General features: G+C 68.3%; 15 protein-coding genes and 1 pseudogene. 6 read left to right on the top strand and 10 right to left on the bottom strand.

Annotation, left to right across the window (positions count from 1 at the left end; all coding sequences use genetic code 11):
• Nucleotides 1-149: 149 nt before the first annotated feature.
• Both QWY80_RS01455 and QWY80_RS01450 read right to left on the bottom strand, forming a co-directional pair.
• Nucleotides 150-1,655: a dihydrolipoyl dehydrogenase family protein gene (locus tag QWY80_RS01455; RefSeq protein WP_290228891.1), complete on the bottom strand. Its 1,506-nt coding sequence runs from the start codon at nt 1,653-1,655 to the stop codon at nt 150-152.
• A 146-nt stretch (nt 1,656-1,801) separates the two neighbouring features.
• On the bottom strand, nt 1,802-2,383 hold the full coding sequence (locus QWY80_RS01450; protein WP_290228890.1) for an acyloxyacyl hydrolase: 582 nt from the start codon (nt 2,381-2,383) through the stop codon (nt 1,802-1,804).
• Between the two features lie 342 nt (nt 2,384-2,725).
• Between QWY80_RS01450 and QWY80_RS01445 the strand changes: the two genes are divergently transcribed.
• Nucleotides 2,726-3,466, top strand: coding sequence for a dienelactone hydrolase family protein (locus QWY80_RS01445; protein WP_290228889.1), 741 nt, complete (start codon nt 2,726-2,728; stop codon nt 3,464-3,466).
• A 107-nt stretch (nt 3,467-3,573) separates the two neighbouring features.
• On the opposite strand, the gene QWY80_RS01440 is transcribed toward QWY80_RS01445, so the two are convergent.
• Nucleotides 3,574-4,653 (bottom strand): NAD(P)-dependent alcohol dehydrogenase, encoded by a 1,080-nt coding sequence (locus tag QWY80_RS01440; protein ID WP_290228888.1) that lies wholly within the window; start codon nt 4,651-4,653, stop codon nt 3,574-3,576.
• Nucleotides 4,654-4,866: 213 nt separating this feature from the next.
• Nucleotides 4,867-5,046, bottom strand: a pseudogene (locus tag QWY80_RS01435) (DUF427 domain-containing protein); the annotation flags it as partial.
• Between the two features lie 170 nt (nt 5,047-5,216).
• Between QWY80_RS01435 and QWY80_RS01430 the strand changes: the two are divergent.
• A complete protein-coding gene (locus QWY80_RS01430; RefSeq protein ID WP_290228887.1) occupies nt 5,217-7,910 on the top strand; it encodes a cation-transporting P-type ATPase in 2,694 nt (897 codons plus the stop codon).
• Nucleotides 7,911-8,142: 232 nt separating this feature from the next.
• Here the strand turns inward: QWY80_RS01430 and QWY80_RS01425 are convergent, their stop codons facing one another.
• Together QWY80_RS01425 and QWY80_RS01420 are read right to left on the bottom strand one after the other, a co-directional pair.
• On the bottom strand, nt 8,143-8,961 hold the full coding sequence (locus QWY80_RS01425) for a CmcJ/NvfI family oxidoreductase (RefSeq protein ID WP_290228886.1): 819 nt from the start codon (nt 8,959-8,961) through the stop codon (nt 8,143-8,145).
• A 306-nt stretch (nt 8,962-9,267) separates the two neighbouring features.
• Nucleotides 9,268-9,828 carry a sugar O-acetyltransferase gene (locus QWY80_RS01420; protein WP_290228885.1) on the bottom strand — a complete coding sequence of 187 codons (561 nt, stop codon included), beginning with the start codon at nt 9,826-9,828 and terminating at the stop codon, nt 9,268-9,270.
• A gap of 94 nt (nt 9,829-9,922) precedes the next feature.
• Between QWY80_RS01420 and QWY80_RS01415 the strand changes: the two genes are divergently transcribed.
• On the top strand, nt 9,923-10,399 hold the full coding sequence (locus QWY80_RS01415; protein WP_290228884.1) for a peroxiredoxin: 477 nt from the start codon (nt 9,923-9,925) through the stop codon (nt 10,397-10,399).
• 7 nt (nt 10,400-10,406) lie between these two features.
• Here QWY80_RS01415 and QWY80_RS01410 read toward each other — a convergent pair whose 3' ends face one another.
• Both QWY80_RS01410 and QWY80_RS01405 read right to left on the bottom strand, forming a co-directional pair.
• Nucleotides 10,407-11,819: an esterase/lipase family protein gene (locus QWY80_RS01410; RefSeq protein WP_290228883.1), complete on the bottom strand. Its 1,413-nt coding sequence runs from the start codon at nt 11,817-11,819 to the stop codon at nt 10,407-10,409.
• 145 nt (nt 11,820-11,964) lie between these two features.
• Nucleotides 11,965-13,605, bottom strand: a complete 1,641-nt coding sequence (locus QWY80_RS01405) for a putative bifunctional diguanylate cyclase/phosphodiesterase (RefSeq protein ID WP_290228882.1) — start codon at nt 13,603-13,605, stop codon at nt 11,965-11,967.
• A 158-nt stretch (nt 13,606-13,763) separates the two neighbouring features.
• On the opposite strand from QWY80_RS01405, the gene QWY80_RS01400 reads away from it, so the two are divergent.
• Both QWY80_RS01400 and QWY80_RS01395 read left to right on the top strand, forming a co-directional pair.
• Nucleotides 13,764-14,546 (top strand): Mut7-C RNAse domain-containing protein, encoded by a 783-nt coding sequence (locus QWY80_RS01400; RefSeq protein WP_290228881.1) that lies wholly within the window; start codon nt 13,764-13,766, stop codon nt 14,544-14,546.
• Nucleotides 14,536-15,645: a CapA family protein gene (locus QWY80_RS01395; RefSeq protein WP_290228880.1), complete on the top strand. Its 1,110-nt coding sequence runs from the start codon at nt 14,536-14,538 to the stop codon at nt 15,643-15,645. The genes QWY80_RS01400 and QWY80_RS01395 overlap by 11 nt, the downstream gene beginning before the upstream one ends.
• Here QWY80_RS01395 and fusA read toward each other — a convergent pair.
• Nucleotides 15,642-17,693, bottom strand: a complete 2,052-nt coding sequence (gene fusA / locus QWY80_RS01390; protein ID WP_290228879.1) for an elongation factor G — start codon at nt 17,691-17,693, stop codon at nt 15,642-15,644. The genes QWY80_RS01395 and fusA overlap by 4 nt on opposite strands.
• A gap of 103 nt (nt 17,694-17,796) precedes the next feature.
• Here fusA and QWY80_RS01385 point away from each other — a divergent pair, with 103 nt between their 5' ends.
• Nucleotides 17,797-18,222, top strand: a complete 426-nt coding sequence (locus QWY80_RS01385; protein WP_290228878.1) for a VOC family protein — start codon at nt 17,797-17,799, stop codon at nt 18,220-18,222.
• 21 nt (nt 18,223-18,243) lie between these two features.
• Here QWY80_RS01385 and QWY80_RS01380 read toward each other — a convergent pair whose 3' ends face one another.
• On the bottom strand, nt 18,244-18,435 hold the full coding sequence (locus QWY80_RS01380) for an AraC family transcriptional regulator N-terminal domain-containing protein (protein ID WP_353960430.1): 192 nt from the start codon (nt 18,433-18,435) through the stop codon (nt 18,244-18,246).
• Between the last annotated feature and the right edge of the window lie 89 nt (nt 18,436-18,524).

The raw sequence follows: 18,524 nt of genomic DNA, 5'->3' as shown, positions 1-18,524 counted from the left end.
CTTTGTCTGAAAACTGCCTGTGCTCGTCCATACGGCGTTAAAAATCGGCTCAAAGTACTCATTTACAGCTCGTAAACTCCGTCTTTTCGCCAATTTTTGCCTTGTCTGCCATCGCTCGCCGACTTTTCAGACAAAGCTTAGACGGCGTCCTATGCGGTGGCATCGAACACCTGCTTGACCAACTCGGCGAGGGTCGGGTGAACGTGGATGCTGTCGCGCACTCGTTGCGCCTTGGCCCCCGGGGTGTTCATGGCGACCACCACCTCGTGAATCAGGTCGGCTGCCTGGGGGCCGATCAGATGGAAGCCCAGGATCCGGTCGCTGCCCTTCTCGACCAGGAGTTTCGCAAAGCCCGGTGGTGAACCGACGATCTTGCCCTTGGCGAAATCGGCGTAATGCTTCCGGGCCACGGTGTAATCGAGGCCCTGGTCGCGGCAGGCGCGCTCGGTCAGCCCGACCGAGCCGATCTGCGGATTGCTGAACACGGCGTGCGGGTTGGCGGTGTAGTCGACAGCAAGGGAGGCACCGTGCGCGTTGCGGTAGGCAAGCTCACCTTCGTAGCTCGAGGTGTGCTTGAACATCCCCTGCCCAATGACGTCGCCATAGGCATAGATGTCGGGGTGCGTGGTCCGCAGCCCGTCGTCGACCACCACGAAGCCGCGGTCGTTAAGCTCGACCCCCGTCTTCTCCAGTGAGAGCCCATCGGTGTTGGGACGCCGACCGGTGGCCAGCAGGAGCTGATCGCCCAGCACGGTACGTTCGCCGTCGTCGGTGGCAACGATCAGGCCACACTGCCCGTCGCGCACCAGCGCCTGGCGTGCCTCGGCTTGCAGCACGAGCTCCACCCGCTTGGCAAGCTCCTGCGTGAACAGCGCCCGCACGTCGTCGTCTTCGGCCAGCAGGCATTCGGAATGGTCGATCACCGTGACGCGGGTGCCCAGGGCGGAGAAAAAATGGGCAAACTCGCAGCCGATGTAGCCGCCTCCGAGGATGATCAGGTGTTCGGGCTGCTCGGTGAGGTCGAAGATGACGGACTCGTTGGTGAGGAACCCGCTCTCCGCCAGCCCGGGGATCGGCGGGATCGCGGGTCGCGCGCCCGCCGCGATGAAGATCCGCTCGCCGGTCAGCCGGCGCCCGTCCTCCATCTCGATCAGCTTGTCGTCCACAAAACGCGCCTGGCCATAGTAGGGGGTGAAGGCGCTCTCCACCCAGCGACGCACGGCAGCGGCGTCGTCCTCGCGCCGGCGGCGGACCGTGTCGAGAACGGCCTGGAAGTCGACGCGAACCGACGACTGATCCAGGTGGATCCCAAAGTTCGCGGCGTGCCGGATCGTCTGCATCACCTCGGCGGCCTGAATCAGGCCCTTCGTCGGGATGCAGCCGCGGTTCACGCAGGTGCCGCCGAGCTGGTCGGGACGGTCATCGACCAGCGCGACCGACTTGCCGTCCTGCTGCGCGTAATAGGCGGCAGTCAGACCGGAGCCGCCGCCGATGCAGATCACGTCGTAGCGCTCAATCGCAGCCATGGTTCCTCCCCGCGTCACTGCGCGGCCCGACACGTCGGACACCAAGGCGACATCCGCCCCCTGCGCCGCGTTCGATGTGGTCCGGCCGGCCCTGTCGAGGTCGGCGATCAGGCTATTAGCGTAGTCCACTTCAGGCTCGCCCCGGGCACAAGGCTTCGGCGAACCTCGCCTGTCGACGGAGGCTCGGCCGCGGAGGCTCATCTGGCGACCTTCCTAGCTTGCAAGATAGCCCTGAGCAATAGAAAAATGACCACAGCTGATCGAATCGACGATGATCAAAGTCTATAACTGAATTCAATCATGTGGAAATCTGCCCCGGTCGTGTCAGACCCATTAACGCCGGCATCGGAATAGTGAAGAAACCGATAACCTAGTCCCAGATTTTTATATAGCGGAACACCGACGCCCAAGGTCAGGGCAAACTGGAAAGGCCCGCCATAATCCTGCGTCCCAAAGCGATACCTACTGAACAGTGCCCCACCTGCTCCCAAATCCAGGGTGAACCGTCCGTCTTCACTCCCCAGGGTCAACTCGGGGATGAGAGAAACGACGAGAGCATTTTCCCCCGCTCCCCGCAAAACTCCGGTGCTCGCCATCAAACGCGTGCCCATACCCCAGCCTGAAGGGGAGTAGCTCTTCCATGGTAACCCGAAGTTCGCCGACACGTCGTACTCCTCAAAATCCTCCGGCGCATCTTCTCCAAGCAAGGTCTTCTCTGAAAGGCGTGCTCGCATGCTGAGACTCTGTAATCTCAGGTCTTCGGAGTAGCTCAGGCTGGGAGCGAGAAGAAAACATATTATGACCAGCCACAATCCGAAAGAAATGCAGTGGTGTGGAAAACCGATTGCTGGCAGCATATCCCCTCCTGAAAGCAAGGTTTTTATTCCAGCCATGCTCATGTTCACTTAACGCTTGCGTGACCGGTTGCCTTGGATCGCCAGCTGCCGAGCCCTATTCATCAGCATAGACTCACATCCGTCATTCGGACAAAAGCGGATCTTTGTCACATTCTTATTGTACGGGCCGCCGTTTGCAAACCGCCGCACAGCTTGAAAAAGGTCGGCCTCCAGGCGCTGCGGATGATCATCGGGCGGGAGAGTAACGACCTCGTCAACAGGGCCTGTCTTCGGTTAGATTCGTCTCAAGTGACATCCGTCCCCGACGACATCCATTCGCCATCGACAACCCGGAGCCCATTCATGTCTCGTGCTATCGAAATCCCCGCTGCCGACGGCACCATCGACGCTCATGTCTTCACGCCCGGGAACGCCGACCGCCCCCTTCCGGCCGTGGTGCTGTTCACCGATATCGGCGGTCTGCGCCCCTGCTATCACGAGAAGGCCCAGCGGATCGCGGACAACGGCTATGCCGTGTTGATGCCCAATGTCTACTACCGCGATGCGAACGGCCCGGTCGTGCCGGAGGGCAAGTCCTTCCGCGACCCGGACGTGCGACCGACGCTGTTGGAGTATGCCGGCCGACTCACGCCCGAGGCACAATCCCGCGACTTCGCCGCCCTACTGGGCTGCATCGATAACGAGGCCGAGTTCGCGGACGGCAAGATAGGCGTGGTCGGCTATTGCATGACCGGGGCCTTCGCGCTGCGCATGGCGGCCGAACACGCCGACCGCGTTGCCGCCGCGGCCGGTTTTCACTCGGCCCGGCTGGCGGAGGCCGACGACCCGAACAGTCCCGTGCACCTGGTCGGCACCATCGAGGGGCGCGTCTATTTCGGCCACGCCGACAAGGACGAGTTGCTGCCCCCCGAGCAGATTGCCCGCATGGACGAGGCGCTGGCCGCAGCCGGCGTGCACTTCACCACCGAGTTCTACAAGGGCGCAGCCCACGGCTTCACGGCCAAGGACGCCCCCTCCTACGACGCGGCCGCCGACGCCCTGCATCACAAGCGACTGTCCCTGCTCCTGGAAGAGACGCTGTAACGGGAGCGCCCCCTCGCTCATCAGCGGCCCCGCTGGCGGGGCAAGATCCACCTTTGGCAAGGGTCAACGGGAGCCGGGCGGAGGCATCCGCCCGGCCGTGGCGCGCGTCAGGACACCTCGAGGGCGACCTTGAGCACGCCGTCGCGCTGATGGGAGAAGAGCTCGTAGGCCTCGACGATCTGCTCGAGCGGGAAGCGGTGGGTGACCATGGGGCCAAGGTCGAGGCGGCCGCTGTCGATGATCTGCATCAGGCGGCGCATGCGCTCCTTGCCGCCGGGGCACAGCGAAGTAATGATGCGGTGGTCGCCCAGGCCGGCGCAGAAGGCGTCCAGCGGGATGGTGAGGTTCTCGGAGTAGACGCCGAGGCTCGACAGGGTGCCGCCGGGCTTGAGCACGCGCAGCGAGGACTCGAAGGTCTGCTGCAGGCCCAGCGCCTCGATGGAAGCGTCGACGCCGCGGCCGCCGGTGAGCTTGTGGATCTCGGAGACCACGTCCACCTCGCGGAAGTTGAGGGTGACGTCGGCGCCCATCCTCCGGGCCATGGCCAGGCGTTCCTCCACACCGTCCACGGCGATGATCAACCCGGCGCCGCGCAGCCGCGCCCCGGCGGTGGCGCACAGGCCGATGGGTCCTTGGGCGAAGATGGCCACGCTGTCGCCGATCCGGATGTTGGCGGATTCGGCCCCGGCGAAGCCGGTGGACATGATGTCGGGGCACATCAGCACCTGGTCGTCGGTGAGGCCGTCGGGCACCGGGGCCAGGTTGGCCTGGGCGTCCGGCACGCGCAGGTATTCGGCCTGGGCGCCGTCGATGGTGTTGCCGAAGCGCCAGCCGCCCATGGGCTTGTAGCCGTGGGCATGGTGGCCACCGTCCTGGGCGCTGCAGCCGTCCTGGCAGGCGTAGGAGGTGAAGCTGGGACAGATCGCCCCGGCGATCACCCGCTGCCCTTCCCGGTAGCCCTGGACGTTGGCGCCCAGCTTCTCGATCACTCCCACCGGCTCGTGGCCGATGATCAGCCCCCGCTCCACCGGGTACTCGCCCTTGAGGATGTGCACGTCGGTGCCGCAGATGGTGGTGGTGGTCACGCGGATCAGGGCGTCATTGGGGCCGATGTCGGGCATCGGGCGGTCGTCGATCTCGATGCGGCCGGGTTCGACGAAGACGGCGGCTTTCATCATGGTCGGCATGGGGCTGGCTCCTGGCGAGTGGCGGGGGATGCCACCAGCTATAGCAGGCCCTGGCGACGAGCGCTTGATCCAGGTCAATCCTGCGTGCTGTCCCCGATCGGGCGGATGACGCGGCAGGGGTTGCCGGCGGCGAAGACGTCGGCGGGTAGGTCCCGGGTCACCGGCGCCACGTCCAGCACCACGCAGTCGAAGTTGAAGAAGACGCCCAGCCTCCTAACTGTTCAGCATTTCTTCGATCACTTCCAGCCCCTCAAGAGGCTGCTCATAACTCCACGCCACATCGGCGTGATCGCCAAACGAGAAGTAGCTGACATCGCCCTTGAACGGGCAGTGAGACACGGTGCTGGAGGGCCTCAGCAGGTCCATCCGCACGTCGTCGCGGGGGAGGAGGTACTGGCGCGGCGGTTAGCCGCGTTCGCTGAGCTCGATGATATTGCCCAGCAGCATCGCTTGTCCCGCATCAAGCCAGTCCGTATGCGACCTTCCGCGCTATTGTCGACACCCTCGGTTCCACCTATGGTCCTATGCCAGACGATGTCGTGACGAACCAGGAGACGCATGCGATGGGGACCGAACCGCCGGCCTGGCACAGCCTGAGCGCCGAACAGGCGCTTGCCTCGGTGCAGACCGACAAGCACGGCCTCCACGCAGAAGAGGCACAGGCACGGCTGCAGCAATACGGCCGCAACGAACTGCCGCCGGCCCGGCAACGCGGCCCGCTGCGGCGCTTTCTGAGCCAGTTCAACAACCTGCTGATCTACGTACTCCTGGTGGCGGCGGCGATCACGCTGGCGATCGGTCACGTCACCGATGCGGTGGTCATCGTGGCCGTGGCCCTGCTCAACGCGGGGATCGGCTTCCTGCAGGAGGGCAAAGCGGAGAAGGCCCTGGGGGCGATCCGGCAGATGCTCTCGTCCCAGGCGTCGGTGTTGCGTGACGGCGCCCGCACCACCGTCCCCGCCGCCGAGCTGGTACCCGGCGACATTGTATTGATCGAGTCCGGCGACCGGGTGCCCGCCGACCTGCGCCTGCTCAAGTGCAAGGGCCTGCAGATCCAGGAGGCCGCGCTGACCGGCGAGTCGGTCGCCGTGACCAAGGACGGCGCAGCGGTCGATGCCGCCGCTGAGCTGGGCGACCGTCGCGGCATGGCCTACTCGGGCACCATGGTCACCTTCGGCCAGGGGGTGGGCGTGGTGATGGCCACCGGCGCCGCCACCGAGATCGGCAAGATCAGCCGCATGCTGGCGGAGACCGAGACCCTGCAGACACCGCTGCTGCGGCAGATGGACAGCCTGGCGCGGCGGCTCACCGCCATCATCCTGGTGGTGGCCGCGGCAGTCTACGCGGTGGCCGTTTATGGGCGTGACTATGCCTTTACCGAGGCCTTCATGGCGGTGGTCAGTCTGGCCGTGGCCGCCATCCCCGAGGGCCTGCCGGCCATCCTCACCATCACCCTGGCCATCGGCGTGCAGCGCATGGCCGCCCGCCGCGCCATCATCCGCCGCCTGCCGGCGGTGGAGACCTTGGGCTCGGTGTCGGTGATCTGTTCGGACAAGACCGGCACGCTGACCCGCAACGAGATGACCGTGCGCGGGCTGGTCACCGCGGCCGCGCATTACCAGACCACCGGCGTGGGCTACGCCCCCCACGGCGATGTGCGCCTGGACGGCGTGGCGGTGGAGTCGGAACGACACCCGGTGTTGGTGGCGCTGATCCGCGCCGGCATGCTCTGCAACGATGCCGCCCTGCGCCAGGATGAGGGCGGCGATTGGCGGGTCGACGGCGACCCCATGGAGGGCGCGCTGATCACCGCCGCCCGCAAGATCGGCCTGGAGGAAGCCTTCGAGCGCAAGGCCCGCCCCCGCAGCGACGAGATCCCCTTCGACGCCGCCCACCGCTTCATGGCCAGCCTCCACCACGATCATGAAGGGCATGGCGAGATCTATCTCAAGGGCGCGCCGGAGCGGGTGCTGAGCATGTGCGATCAGGGCGAGGTGGCACTGGACGCCGATTACTGGCATCGCCGCGTGGCGGAGCTGGCGGCCGAAGGCCAACGCGTGATCGCCGTCGCCGCCCGCCCGGCCGAAGCGGAGCAGTCGACGCTCAGCTTCGAGCACGTGGGGGATGGCATGGTGCTGCTTGGCCTGGTGGGCCTCATCGACCCGCCCCGCGAGGAGGCCGTGCAGGCCGTGGCCGAGTGCCACGAGGCCGGCATCCAGGTGAAGATGATCACCGGCGACCACGCCGGCACCGCCCGTGCCATTGCGGCTCAGTTGGGTCTGGCCAACACGGAGCGGGCGGTGACCGGGGCCGAGATCGAACAGGCCGATGACGAGACCCTGCGCCAGTGGGTGGACGAGGTGGACGTATTCGCTCGAGCCAGTCCGGAGCACAAGCTGCGCCTGGTGCAGGCGTTGCAGGCCAACGGCCGGGTCATCGCCATGACCGGCGACGGCGTCAATGACGCGCCGGCACTGAAGCGAGCCGATGTGGGCATTGCCATGGGGCACAAGGGCACCGAGGCCGCCAAGGAGGCCGCCGAGATGGTGCTGGCCGACGACAACTTCGCCTCCATCGTCAACGCGGTGCGGGAGGGTCGCACCGTCTACGACAACCTGAAAAAGGCCGTCACCTTCCTGCTGCCCATCAACGGCGGCGAGTCCATGGCGGTGATCGCCGCCATCCTGCTGGGCCTGGTCCTGCCGATCACGCCGCTGCAGATCCTCTGGGTGAACATGGTCAGCTCCATCGCCCTGGCGCTGGCGCTGGCCTTCGAGCCCACCGAGCCCAATGTGATGCGCCGTCCGCCCCGTCCCGCCGACGAGCCCATGCTCACCGGCTTTCTGCTATGGCGGGTGACGCTGGTGTCCGGTCTATTCCTGGCCGGCATCTTCGGCATGTTCCAGTGGGCGCTCGCCGCCGGGGCCAGCCTGGAGAACGCGCGCACCGTGGCAGTGAATACGCTGGTGGTGATGGAGGTGTTCTACCTATTCAGCGTGCGCTACATCCACGGCGGCTCACTGACCTGGCAAGGCGTGATAGGCACGCCGGCGGTGCTCTATGCCGTGGGCGCGGTCAGCGTCCTGCAGCTGCTGTTCACCTACACGCCGCTCATGGCGACCTTCTTCGCCACCCGGCCGGTGACGCCGCAACAGGGGGTGTTGATTGTCCTGGTGGGCATGGCCCTGTTCGCAGTGCTTGAAGTGGAGAAAGCCCTGCGCCAGCGACTTGGTTTCACCCGGCCCAGTGAGCGCTGACACGATCGACACCGCCAGCCAGTGAATCGCCCCACGCCTCCTCATGCGCGCCGCCGTCGGCTGGCGATCGCTCAGGAGACCTCGAGGGCGACCTTGAGCACGCCGTCGCGCTGGTGGGAGAAGAGCTCGTAGGCCTCGACGATCTGCTCGAGCGGGAAGCGGCTCTGCCTGGTCGCGCGCCTGGACAACCTCGGCGAGGGCACAGCCGACATTGCGCAGTACGCGATGGTCGCTAGAAGAAGGCCAGCGTGCGGACCTCGATGCTCTCCCGGGGCGGGGCATCCGGCGGCGTTCGGGGGTCCCGGAAGGCGGTATGGGGGGTGAAGCGCACGCGGCCGTCGCAACGCGAGTCATACCCCTTGATCAGCAGGAATTCGTCACGCCGCATGTCCGGGAAACAGTACCAGCGCTGATTGGGGTTGTAGGCCAGGTGGTAGATCTCACCGGTGCGATCCGGGTAGACGAGATCGGTGGCCATCAGGTCATCGAGATCGAGCGACGAGGCATCGAGCAGCGCCAGTGGCGAGCGCTTGACCGGCCCGCTGATCGGCCGCCACAGGTTGATCTGGGCCACCGACACATCGCCCAGCTCAGCGGCCCGGTCCTCGCCCAGCACCTCCCGGATCCTCTCGGGGCCCGAGCGCTCGGTGTAGTCATTGTGCACGCGACTGGCGGGGCCACGAATGGTGCGCTGCTCGGCGTCGCTGCGCCGGGTGTGGTCGAAGATGACCACGCGGCTTGCCCCCGTCAGCTCCCGGATCAGGGTCTCGACCTCGGCATAGTAGGCGCTCTCGACCGCCGCGTCGTCATAGAGATCGTCGACCGCGGTGTCCCGCGCATGCAGCTCGAAGCCCTGCCGGTCAAGCGACAGGCGGTCTGCCAGCGGACGGCCGTCGTGGATGGTGACCTCGCGCTCCTCCTGCTCGGCGAAGTAGTGCGGCTCGCTGTCCCCGGTCAACGCCTCGGTATGCACATAGGGTTTCTCCGCGCACTTGACCAGGTAAGTGAGGGTCGTGGTGACACTCGCGAGCCTGTCCGTCCCGTGCTGCATGGGATACCTCCTCGCCCTCCGGTTGCCTCGAGTATGAGGCTGCTGTAGTTCCACAGTAGCTTGGACGTCGCTGCGCCACCAACCTACGCTGCTCGAAGAACCGCGCGGCGGGTGCGCGGCTACCGTCAAGATCGTGGGCCGCTGGGGCTCTGGGTGCAAGGCGCTTGGGATCGCCCCCGCGTCGACGATGGCTCCCTGGCCGACGACCTGGAACGGGTCATCGAGACGGTGGCCATCACGGCGGGGGAGGAACCCACAAAAAACCGCTGAGGCATGACAGCCAAGAAAAACTATCGACGGCGCTGATCAGCCGTTATCGATCGGGCGGATGACGCGGCAGGGGTTGCCGGCGGCGAAGACGTCGGCGGGCAGGTCCCGGGTCACCACGCTGCCGGCGCCGATCACGCTGCGCGCCCCGATGCTGACGCCGGGGTTGATCACCGCCCCGCCGCCGAGCCAGCAGTCGTCGCCGATGGCGATGGGCCTGCCGGCTTCCAGGCCGCTGCGGCGGGCCGCGGCATCCAGCGGGTGGGTGGCGGTGTAGAGCTGCACCGCCGGGCCGAACAGCACGTGGTCGCCGATGGTCACCGGCGCCACGTCCAGCACCACGCAGTCGAAGTTGAAGAAGACGCCCCGCCCCAGGCGGATATGCGCGCCGTAGTCGCAGAAGAACGGTGGCTCGATCCACAGCCCCTCGCCGGCGTGGGGCAGCAACTCGGCCAGCAGGCGCCGGCGCTCTGCCTCGGCATCGTCGCGAGAGGCGTTGAGTTCATGAATCAGCAGGCGGGCGCGGCGGCGCATACTCTGCAGCTCGGGGTCGCGGGCGTCGTAGAGTTCGCCGGCGAGCATCTTCTCGCGTTCGGTCATCCCTGGCTCCCTGGAGGATTGGCGAAAGCGTCGGAGGACGTCAGACTGTCACGGCAGTATCCCATCCGCAGACAGCCGAGATAAGGAGATTCCCATGACGATTGCCACCGGCGACCGGATCCCCGACGTGACCCTCAAGACCAACGGCCCGGACGGGCCCCAGGACATCTCCACCGGCGAGCTGTTCGCCGGCAAGAAGGTGGTGCTGTTCGCGGTGCCCGGCGCCTTCACGCCCGGTTGCTCCAACACCCATATGCCGGGCTTCGTGGTGAACGCCGACAAGATCCTCGCCAAGGGCGTGGACACCATCGCCTGCCTGTCGGTCAACGACGCCTTCGTGATGGGCGCCTGGCAGAAGGACCAGAACGCCCAGGCCATCACCATGCTGGCCGACGGCAACGCCGAGCTGACCCGGGCCCTGGGGCTGGAGAAGGACGCCACCGCCGGCGGCATGGGCCTGCGTTGCAAGCGCTTCGCCATGATCGTCGACGACGGCGTGGTGAAGACCCTGGGCATCGACGAGAAGGGCGTGGCATCGAGCAGCGCCGAGACGGTGCTCGAGCAGCTGTAGCTGCCGCTCAGCTCCGCGACTCGTTTAGCCGGAAGACGTTGGCGGCCTGGGAGCGGTGCAGGCAGATATCCACCAGCAGGGTGCGATGGGGCTGGAAGAACTCCGCCAGTTGGGCGTCGTCCAGGTAGAGGTCGTCGATGTCCTCGTCGGCCAGGGTGCGGAAGCCCACCGGCGTATGGCGCGCCGACTGCTCGTCCTCCTCGAGCATGGGCTCGGCGGTGATCGACATGCCCAGTTGGGTGCCGGCGCGGGCGACGGCGTCGCACAGTCGGGCGGTGTCGATATAGAGGCTGCGCAGCGAGGCATCGGCCTGGCAGGGATGCACCTTGCGGATCGCCTCCTCGTGGATGGCGCGGGCCAGGCCGCCGCCATCGGGGCGGTTGTCGCGGGGGTCGTAGAACTCGATCAGGTAGTCCTCGACGGGCACGTCGAACTGGTCGCGCACCCGCACCACGGTGTTCTGGAAACCGGGCTTGCCGCGGCGCTCGCCGGGCTGGCGGGTCAGCCGCCGATTGGCCTGCTCGCACTCGTCGCAGAAGTCGTCGAAGGCCGCGTCCTCGAGGTTCAGGGCGCGCTCGATCAGGCCCAGCGCCTCGCGCCGGGCCTGGCTCAACTGGCCATAGGGGTCGTCGAGCTTGATCGCCGAGTGGTGCAGGCCGTCGAGGATGCGGAAGGCGGTGCGCCCGCTGGACGGCCGGTAGTCGACCACCTTCGGCACGGTGACCCAGCCTTCCTCGCGGGCCTCCTCGCGGAAGGCGATGCGCACCTGGGCGCAGTTCAGGTTGGCGGTGGAGAGCCGCACGGTGCCGTCGCCCCCCTCCTCGTTGGCCACCGACCGGATGCCGCCGTAGCCGCTGTTGCCGCACAGCACGGTGCACAGGACGCGCCCCGGGGCGTACATGCCATCGTCTTCGGCGAAGCGGTCGCGCATCGCCAGCTCCCAGCTGTAGGGGCTGGCCAGCTCCAGGCCGTGCAGGATGCCGGCCCCGGTCTCCATCACCGCCTGTCCCGCCTGGCGGCTGAAGAAGCCGTTGGCGATGCGCCCCAGCATCGAGCGGCCCAGGTGGGCCAGCGGCGAGCCGAAGTTGGCCGGGGCCAGCATCACCAGGTGCTTGACCGGGGCGGCGTCGGGGGCGAAGTGGCGCGCCAGCCAGTCGCGGATCACCAGGCCGCCGGTGGAGTGGACGATGACGTCCACGCTGGCGGTGTCGCGCGGCAGGTTGCGCGCCGTCCAGGCGCGGTCCAGGGCGGCCTGCAGGTCGTCGAAGCGCAGGGCGTCGTCCTTGGAGAGGTAGTCGCCAATGGCGATGCGCTGGACGCGCGCGGCGCCCAGGCGAGTGCGCAGGTGCCCGGCCAGCCGCTCGAAGGAGCTGCCCTCGTCGTTCCAGCCGTGCAGCAGGATCAGGGGACGGTCGGTCATGGCATAGCCTCCCGCTGGTAGCGCCGCCCCCGCTGGGGCGTCCCGGCCCATCTCAAACGGCGCCTCACGCCGATCAATACTGCAAGGGTAGTCGCTCAGCCGGAATGCGGTGGGCAAGCGGCGCCGACCGCATCGCGCGCGCCACTCACCCCTCCTGCCGGATCGCCGTCAACCATGCCTCGGGGCGATGCCCGCGGAGCCAGGCGGCATAGTCGGCCTCGGGCAGGGCCCTGGTATAGAGGAAGCCCTGCGCCTGGTCGCAGCCCAGCCGGCACAGCGCGCGGTGCTGCGCCAGGGTCTCGACGCCTTCCGCCGTGACCTCCAGCTCCAGGGCATGCCCGACATCGACCAGGCAGGCCATCAGGCGCTGCGCTCGGGCGTCTTCGGCCACGCCCCTGACGAAGGCCCGGTCGATCTTGAGGCCGGTGATCGGCAGGTGCTGCAGGTACTCGAACGACGAGAAGCCGGTGCCGAAGTCGTCGATGCTGACCCGGATGCCGAAGCCGCGCAGTCGTTCCAGGGCCCGCTTGGCGACGAAGAGGTCGTGCATCAGGGCGCTCTCGGTGATCTCCACCTCCAGGCGTTGCGGAGCGATCCCCTGGCGCTCCACCAGGGCCTGGAGCGCATCGAGCAGTTCGTCGTCGTGCAGGTTGCGCACCGAGAGGTTGATGCTGACGCTCCCGTCGCTGCGGCCGGCGAAGCGGCAGGCCTCGCCCGCCACGAAACGGGTCACCGGCCCGATCAGGGTGGTGTTCTCGACCTTGGGCATGAAGCTGCCGGGAGGGATCAGCCCGCCCGCCTCGTCGTGCCAGCGGATCAGGCCCTCGCAGCCGCACACCCGACCATCGGCCAGGCGCAGCTTGGGCTGGAAGTGCAGCTCGAACTTGCCCGCCTCGAGATCGCGCCGCACCCGCGAGATCAGCTGGATCGTTTCCAGCCGGTGCTGGGTCAGGTCCGCGGTGTAGTGGCAGTGGGAGCGATGCTTCTCGTTGGCCGCCAGCAAGGCGACGCGAGCCTCGCGGATCATGTCCTCCGGGCTCATCGCCTCCGAGGCCTGCCAGCTGCTGCCCATGGCCAGTTGGACCCTCAGCGGCACATCTTGCACCACCAGGTTCTCCTCGCCGGCCTCGGCGAGGCGCAGGGCGATTCGCCGGATCGCCGGTGGGTCGACCGCCTCCAGCAGCAGGAACAGCTCGGCATTACTGTAGCGGAACACCTCGACGATGCGGGCGTCCTGCCGGCGCAGGCGCTCGCCCATGGCCACCACCAGGGCATCCGAGGCCTCCGGACCCAGGGCCTCCAGCACCTCGGCGATATCGGTGATACGCACCAGGATCAGGCCGACCCGTCGGCGCTGGCGCCTGCGGCGCGACAGGCAGCGCCGCAGGGCTTCTTCCAGCGCCACCTGGTTGGGCAGGCCGGTGCGCGGATCGCTGCGGGCGATGATCTCGCTGTCGGAGTGGGCGCGCTTGAGCAGGCTGAACAGCCCACCGGCTACGCCCCCGATGGACAGGTAGAGCCCCAGGCGGATCACCCAGTTGAGGGTGGACTGCGGCTGCTGGGTGACGACGTCGAGGGGCATCGCCGCCATCAACCCCCCGGCCACCACGGCGGCTATCAGGGCCCCGATCAGGCCATAGCAGGCCGCGGCCATCAGCACGGGTACCAGCATCAGGTAGGGGTAGGCGTAGCGTGTGCCGCCGGTGAGATAGACGACCAAGGTGCCCAGGCCCAGCGCGGCTCCGAGGGCGACCAGGATCAGGGTATGTCTCAGCCAGCCGGGCAAGGTACGAAGACGGGATCGGCCCGGACCTCGTCCCCGCCATGCTTCGAGGGCTCTCTCCATGACTTGTCCCCTGCGAATAGAGCGTTATTGTGTTTATAAGCTAGTTAAACACAGTCACCGGCAGTTGACAGGTGCCCGAGGCGATTCCCGGAGTGCGCATGCCCAGTGCCGAGTTCCGCTTCCATGGCGAGCTGAACGACTTCCTGGCGCCGGTGCGGCGCCGGCGTCCCTTCGCCCAAGCCGTGACCCGCCGCGCCTCGGTCAAGGACGTGATCGAGGCGCTGGGCGTGCCCCACACCGAGGTGGACGTCATCGTCGTCGACGGCGTCTCGGTGGGCTTCGACCACCGCCTGGAGGCCGGGGCGTGTCCGCGGGTCGCGGTCTATCCCTGGTCGCTGGCACCGCCGCTGGCCGAGGTGCACCACCTGCGACCGCGGCCGCCGAGGCCGCCGCGCTGGGTGCTCGACGTCCACCTGGGGCGGCTGGCCGGCTACCTGCGCCTGCTGGGCTTCGACTGCCGCTACCGCAACGACCTGCGCGACCCGGAGCTGGCCGCCTGCGCCGCCGAGGAGGGTCGGGTGCTGCTGACCCGCGACCGCCGACTGCTGCAGCGCCGCTGCGTGACCCTGGGCCACTTCGTGCGCGCCGACGCGCCCCGCCGCCAGCTCGAGGAGGTCTGCGCGGTCTTCGACCTCTACGATGCCTTCGCCCCCTTCAGCCGCTGCACACGCTGCAACGGCCGGCTCGCCCCGGTGGAGAAGGCGCGGGTGGTCCACCGCCTGGAGCCGCTGACCCGGCGCTACGTGGAACGCTTCCTGGAGTGCCGCGACTGCGGCCAGCTCTACTGGCACGGCAGCCATATGGGGCCCATGCGCGAGCTGGTGGCGCAGCTGCGCCGAGGCCGCCCCGACAACGATGCACGAGGTCGGTATGTCCCATGATGCACCCCCCGACGACACCGTGACCCTGGCCCTGGCCGGAGACGTGATGCTCGGCCGCGGCATCGACCAGGTGCTGTCCCATTCCGTCTCCCCCGAGCTCCACGAGCCCTACGTGCGTGACGCCCGGGACTATGTGCGCCTGGCGGAACACACCAACGGGCCCATCCCGCGCCCCGTCGACCCCGCCTACCCCTGGGGCGAGGCCCTGGCGGAACTGCGCGAGGCCACGCGGCGCCTGATCAACCTGGAGACCGCCGTCACCACCAGCCCGGCCCCCTGGCCCGACAAGGGCATCAACTACCGGATGCATCCCGCCAATATCGGCTGCCTCGCGGCGGCGGGCATCGACGCCTGCAGCCTGGCCAACAACCATGTGCTGGACTGGGAGCGGCCGGGGCTAACCGAGACCCTGGCGACACTGGACGCGGCGGGCGTCGCCCGTGCCGGCGCCGGGGCCGACGCGGCCGAGGCCGCCCGCCCCGCGGTCGTGCCGCTGCCCGGCGGCGGCCGGCTGCTGGTGTGGGGCCTGGGGCTCGCCGACAGCGGCATCCCCGAGGCCTGGCGGGCCGGCACCGGGCGTTCGGGGGTCAACCTGGTCGAGGCCGACGATGACGGCGTGGCCGGGGCCATCGCCGCCGAGAAGCGCCCCGGGGATCTCGTCGTGGCCTCGGTGCACTGGGGCGGCAACTGGGGCTACGCCGTGCCCGACGCCCATCGCCGCCTGGCCCATCGCCTGATCGACGCCGGCGCCGACCTGATCCACGGCCACTCCTCCCACCACCCCAGGGGGCTGGAGCGCTACCGCGGCCGGCCGATCCTCTACGGCTGCGGCGACCTGATCAATGACTACGAGGGGATCCACGGCCACGAGGGCTACTTCCCCGACCTGGCGATGCTGGTGGGCTGCCGCTGGACGGCCGATCGAGACACCCCGCAGGCGCTCTGGCTGACGCCGCTGCGCCGCCGGCGCTTTACCCTGGAGCGCGCCGCGCCGGAGGAAGCCGACTGGCTGGCCGAGACCCTGAATCGCCACGGCCAGGGGGCCTGCCCGCCGCTGGAGCGGCGGGAAGACAATCGCCTCTGGTGGACGCTCGACTAGGATTCCTCCTCGCGCGGCCGGTAGGCCTCCACCAGGCGCTTCTGCACGTTCTCCGGGGCCGCCTCGTAGTGGCTGAAGCGCAGGTTGTAGGTGCCGGCGCCGCCGGTCATGGCGTTGAGGCGGCTGGGGTAGTCGAGCACCTCGGCGAGCGGCACCAGCGCCTGGAGGCTGACCTGGTCGCCCAGGGTCTGGGTGTCGAGGATGCGTCCGCGACTCGCCGAGAGGTCGGCGGTGAGATCGCCCATGCAGCCCCCGGGTGCCTCCACGCTGAGCTCGGCCAGGGGCTCGAGCAGCAGCGGCCGCGCCTTGCGCACGGCGTCGAGGAAGGCCTTGCGCCCGGCGATCACGAAGGCGATCTCCTTGGAATCCACCGGGTGGGTCTTGCCGTCCAGCACGGTGACGCGCAGGTCCTGCAGCGGGTAACCGGCCAGGGCGCCGCCGGCCAGGGCCTGGCGCACGCCCTTCTCCACCGCCGGCAGCAGCGAACCGGGAATGGCGCCGCCGCGGATGGTATCGGTGAACTCGAAGCCGGCGCCGCGGGGCAACGGCTCCACCCTGAGAAAGACCTCGCCGAACTGGCCGGCGCCGCCGGTCTGCTTCTTGTGGCGGCAGTGGCCCTCGGCGCTGGCGGCGATGGTCTCGCGGTAGGCGATGGAGGGGGTACTGGTCGCCACCTCCACCCTGAAGCGCTGGCCGAGCCGCTCCAGGGCGGTGCGCAAGTGCAGCTCGCCGAGGCCGCGCAGCACCGTCTCCTGGGTGACGGCATCCTGTTCCACGGCCAGCCCCGGGTCCTCCTCCACCAGCCGGGCCAGGGCCTCGGAGAGGCGCTGCTCGTCGCCGTGGCGGGTGGCCTCGATGGCCAGGCCGAACACCGGCGCCGGCAGCGCCACCGGGCGCAGGTGGATGTGGTCCTCGTCGTGGGAGTCGTGAAGCACGCTGTCCAGGGTCGCCTCTTCCACCTTGGTCAGGGCGCACAGCTCGCCCGGGCCGCAGCGCTCGGTCTCCTCGGGGCGGCGCCCGTTCAGGCGGAACAGGGTCCCCACTCGGAAGGCCTTGCGGGCGTCACCGGCGAACAGCCGGGTGTCGCGGGTCACGGTGCCCTGATGGACCCGGAACAGCGCCACCTTGCCCAGGTAGGGGTCGTGCTCGATGCGCACCACATGGGCCAGCACATGGGCCTCGGGGTCCGGCCGGGCCTGGAACTCCGTCTCGCCCCCGGCCTCCTGGCGCAGGAAGGGCGGCGGATTGCCCTCCAGGGGGTTGGGCATCAGCCGCTCGAAGACGCCGAGCAACTCTTGTACCCCGGCACCGCTGGCCGCCGAGGCGAAGCAGACCGGCACCAGGTGGCCCTGGCGCAGGGCCGACTCGAAGGGATCGTGGAGCTGGGCCGGGTCGAGCTCCTCGCCCTGTTCCAGGTAGAGCGCCATCAACTCCTCGTCGAGTTCCACCACCTGGTCCACCAGCCTCTCGTGGGCCTCGGCCACCGAGGCGAAGTCCGCCTCCCCCTCGGGGGTAAAGAAGCAGTCCGCCACCCGGCTGCCTCCCTGGGCCGGCAGGTTCAGCGCCAGGCACTGCGGGCCGAACTGCTCGTGCAGGGCCTCCAGCAGGGCCGGGAGCCGGCCGGGGGCGGCATCGATGCGGTTGACCACGAGCAGCCGGCACAGGCCGCGCTCCTCGGCCCACTGCATCATGCGCCGGGCCGTGGCGTCGATGCCGCGCTCGGCATCGATCACCACCGCCACCGTTTCCACGGCGGGCAGGATGGAGAGCGCCGCGCCCTGGAAGTCGGCGTAGCCAGGGGTATCGATCAGGTTGATCCAGGCCCGCCCCCAGGGGAAGCCCAGCGGGGTAGCGGTGATGGAGTGCTGCAGCGCCTGCTCCTGGGCCTGGGTGTCGCCCAGCGGGGCGCCCTTGCCGCCCTGGTGATTGGTTTCGTCGACCCCGGCGGCGAGCATCAACGCCTCGGCCAGTCGGGTCTTGCCCACCCCGGCCTGGCCCACCAGGGCGATGTTGCGGATCCGCTCGGGGCCCTTCTCGCTCTCGGGCATCGACTCTCCCTCCAGGCGTTGATGACCTTGATAAGGGTAGCAGGCAGAGCGGCGGCGCATCCCTTATCATGGGCCTGACACGACAACCAATGAGGAGCTCCCCATGAGTCTATGCCCCTTCCACCTGGCGATTCCCGTCCACGACCTGCCCGCGGCCCGCGCCTTCTACGGCGAGGTGTTCGGCCTGGAGGAGGGCCGCTCCAGCGACCAGTGGGTCGACTTCAACTTCTTCGGCCACCAGTTGGTCATCCACGAGCACCCCAGGACGCCCGCCCAGGAGCAGGCGCACACCAACCCGGTGGACGGCCACGACGTGCCGGTGCCGCACTTCGGGGTCGTGCTGGAGTGGGACCAATGGGAGGCCCTGGCCGAGCGGCTCGAGTCCCGCGGCACCGAGTTCGTGATCGAGCCCCATGTGCGCTTCAAGGGCCAGGTCGGCGAGCAGGCCACCATGTTCCTGCTCGATCCCTGCGGCAATGCCCTGGAGTTCAAGGCCTTCAAGGACATGAGCCAGCTGTTCGCCAAGTGAGCCCATCGGTGGTGCTGGCGCTCAGGCGGCCCGCAGCGCCCGCTCCTGCTCCCCCTTCAACGCCTCGAAGACCAGGTCACGCACCCTGGCCTCGCCCATGGCCGCGGCCTCGGCGGGGTCGTGCAGGCTGTGCAGCAGGCGCACCACCGCGCCGTGCATGCCGCTCGTCATCGACATGGCCTCGCTGAAGGACGGCGACACGGCCTGACGCATGGACGGCGATGCCGCCCTTCGCCTGGTCGACAAACCCGAGCATTGGGCAGCAGACCGTTCCTGATGAAATCTCTACTTATCAGTGTGTT

It is taken from the genome of Halomonas ramblicola (genome assembly GCF_030409215.1).
Classification (GTDB): domain Bacteria; phylum Pseudomonadota; class Gammaproteobacteria; order Pseudomonadales; family Halomonadaceae; genus Halomonas; species Halomonas ramblicola.
The sequence above is the reverse complement of the archived record's forward strand: the minus strand, read 5'-3'. Positions and strand labels throughout refer to the sequence as shown.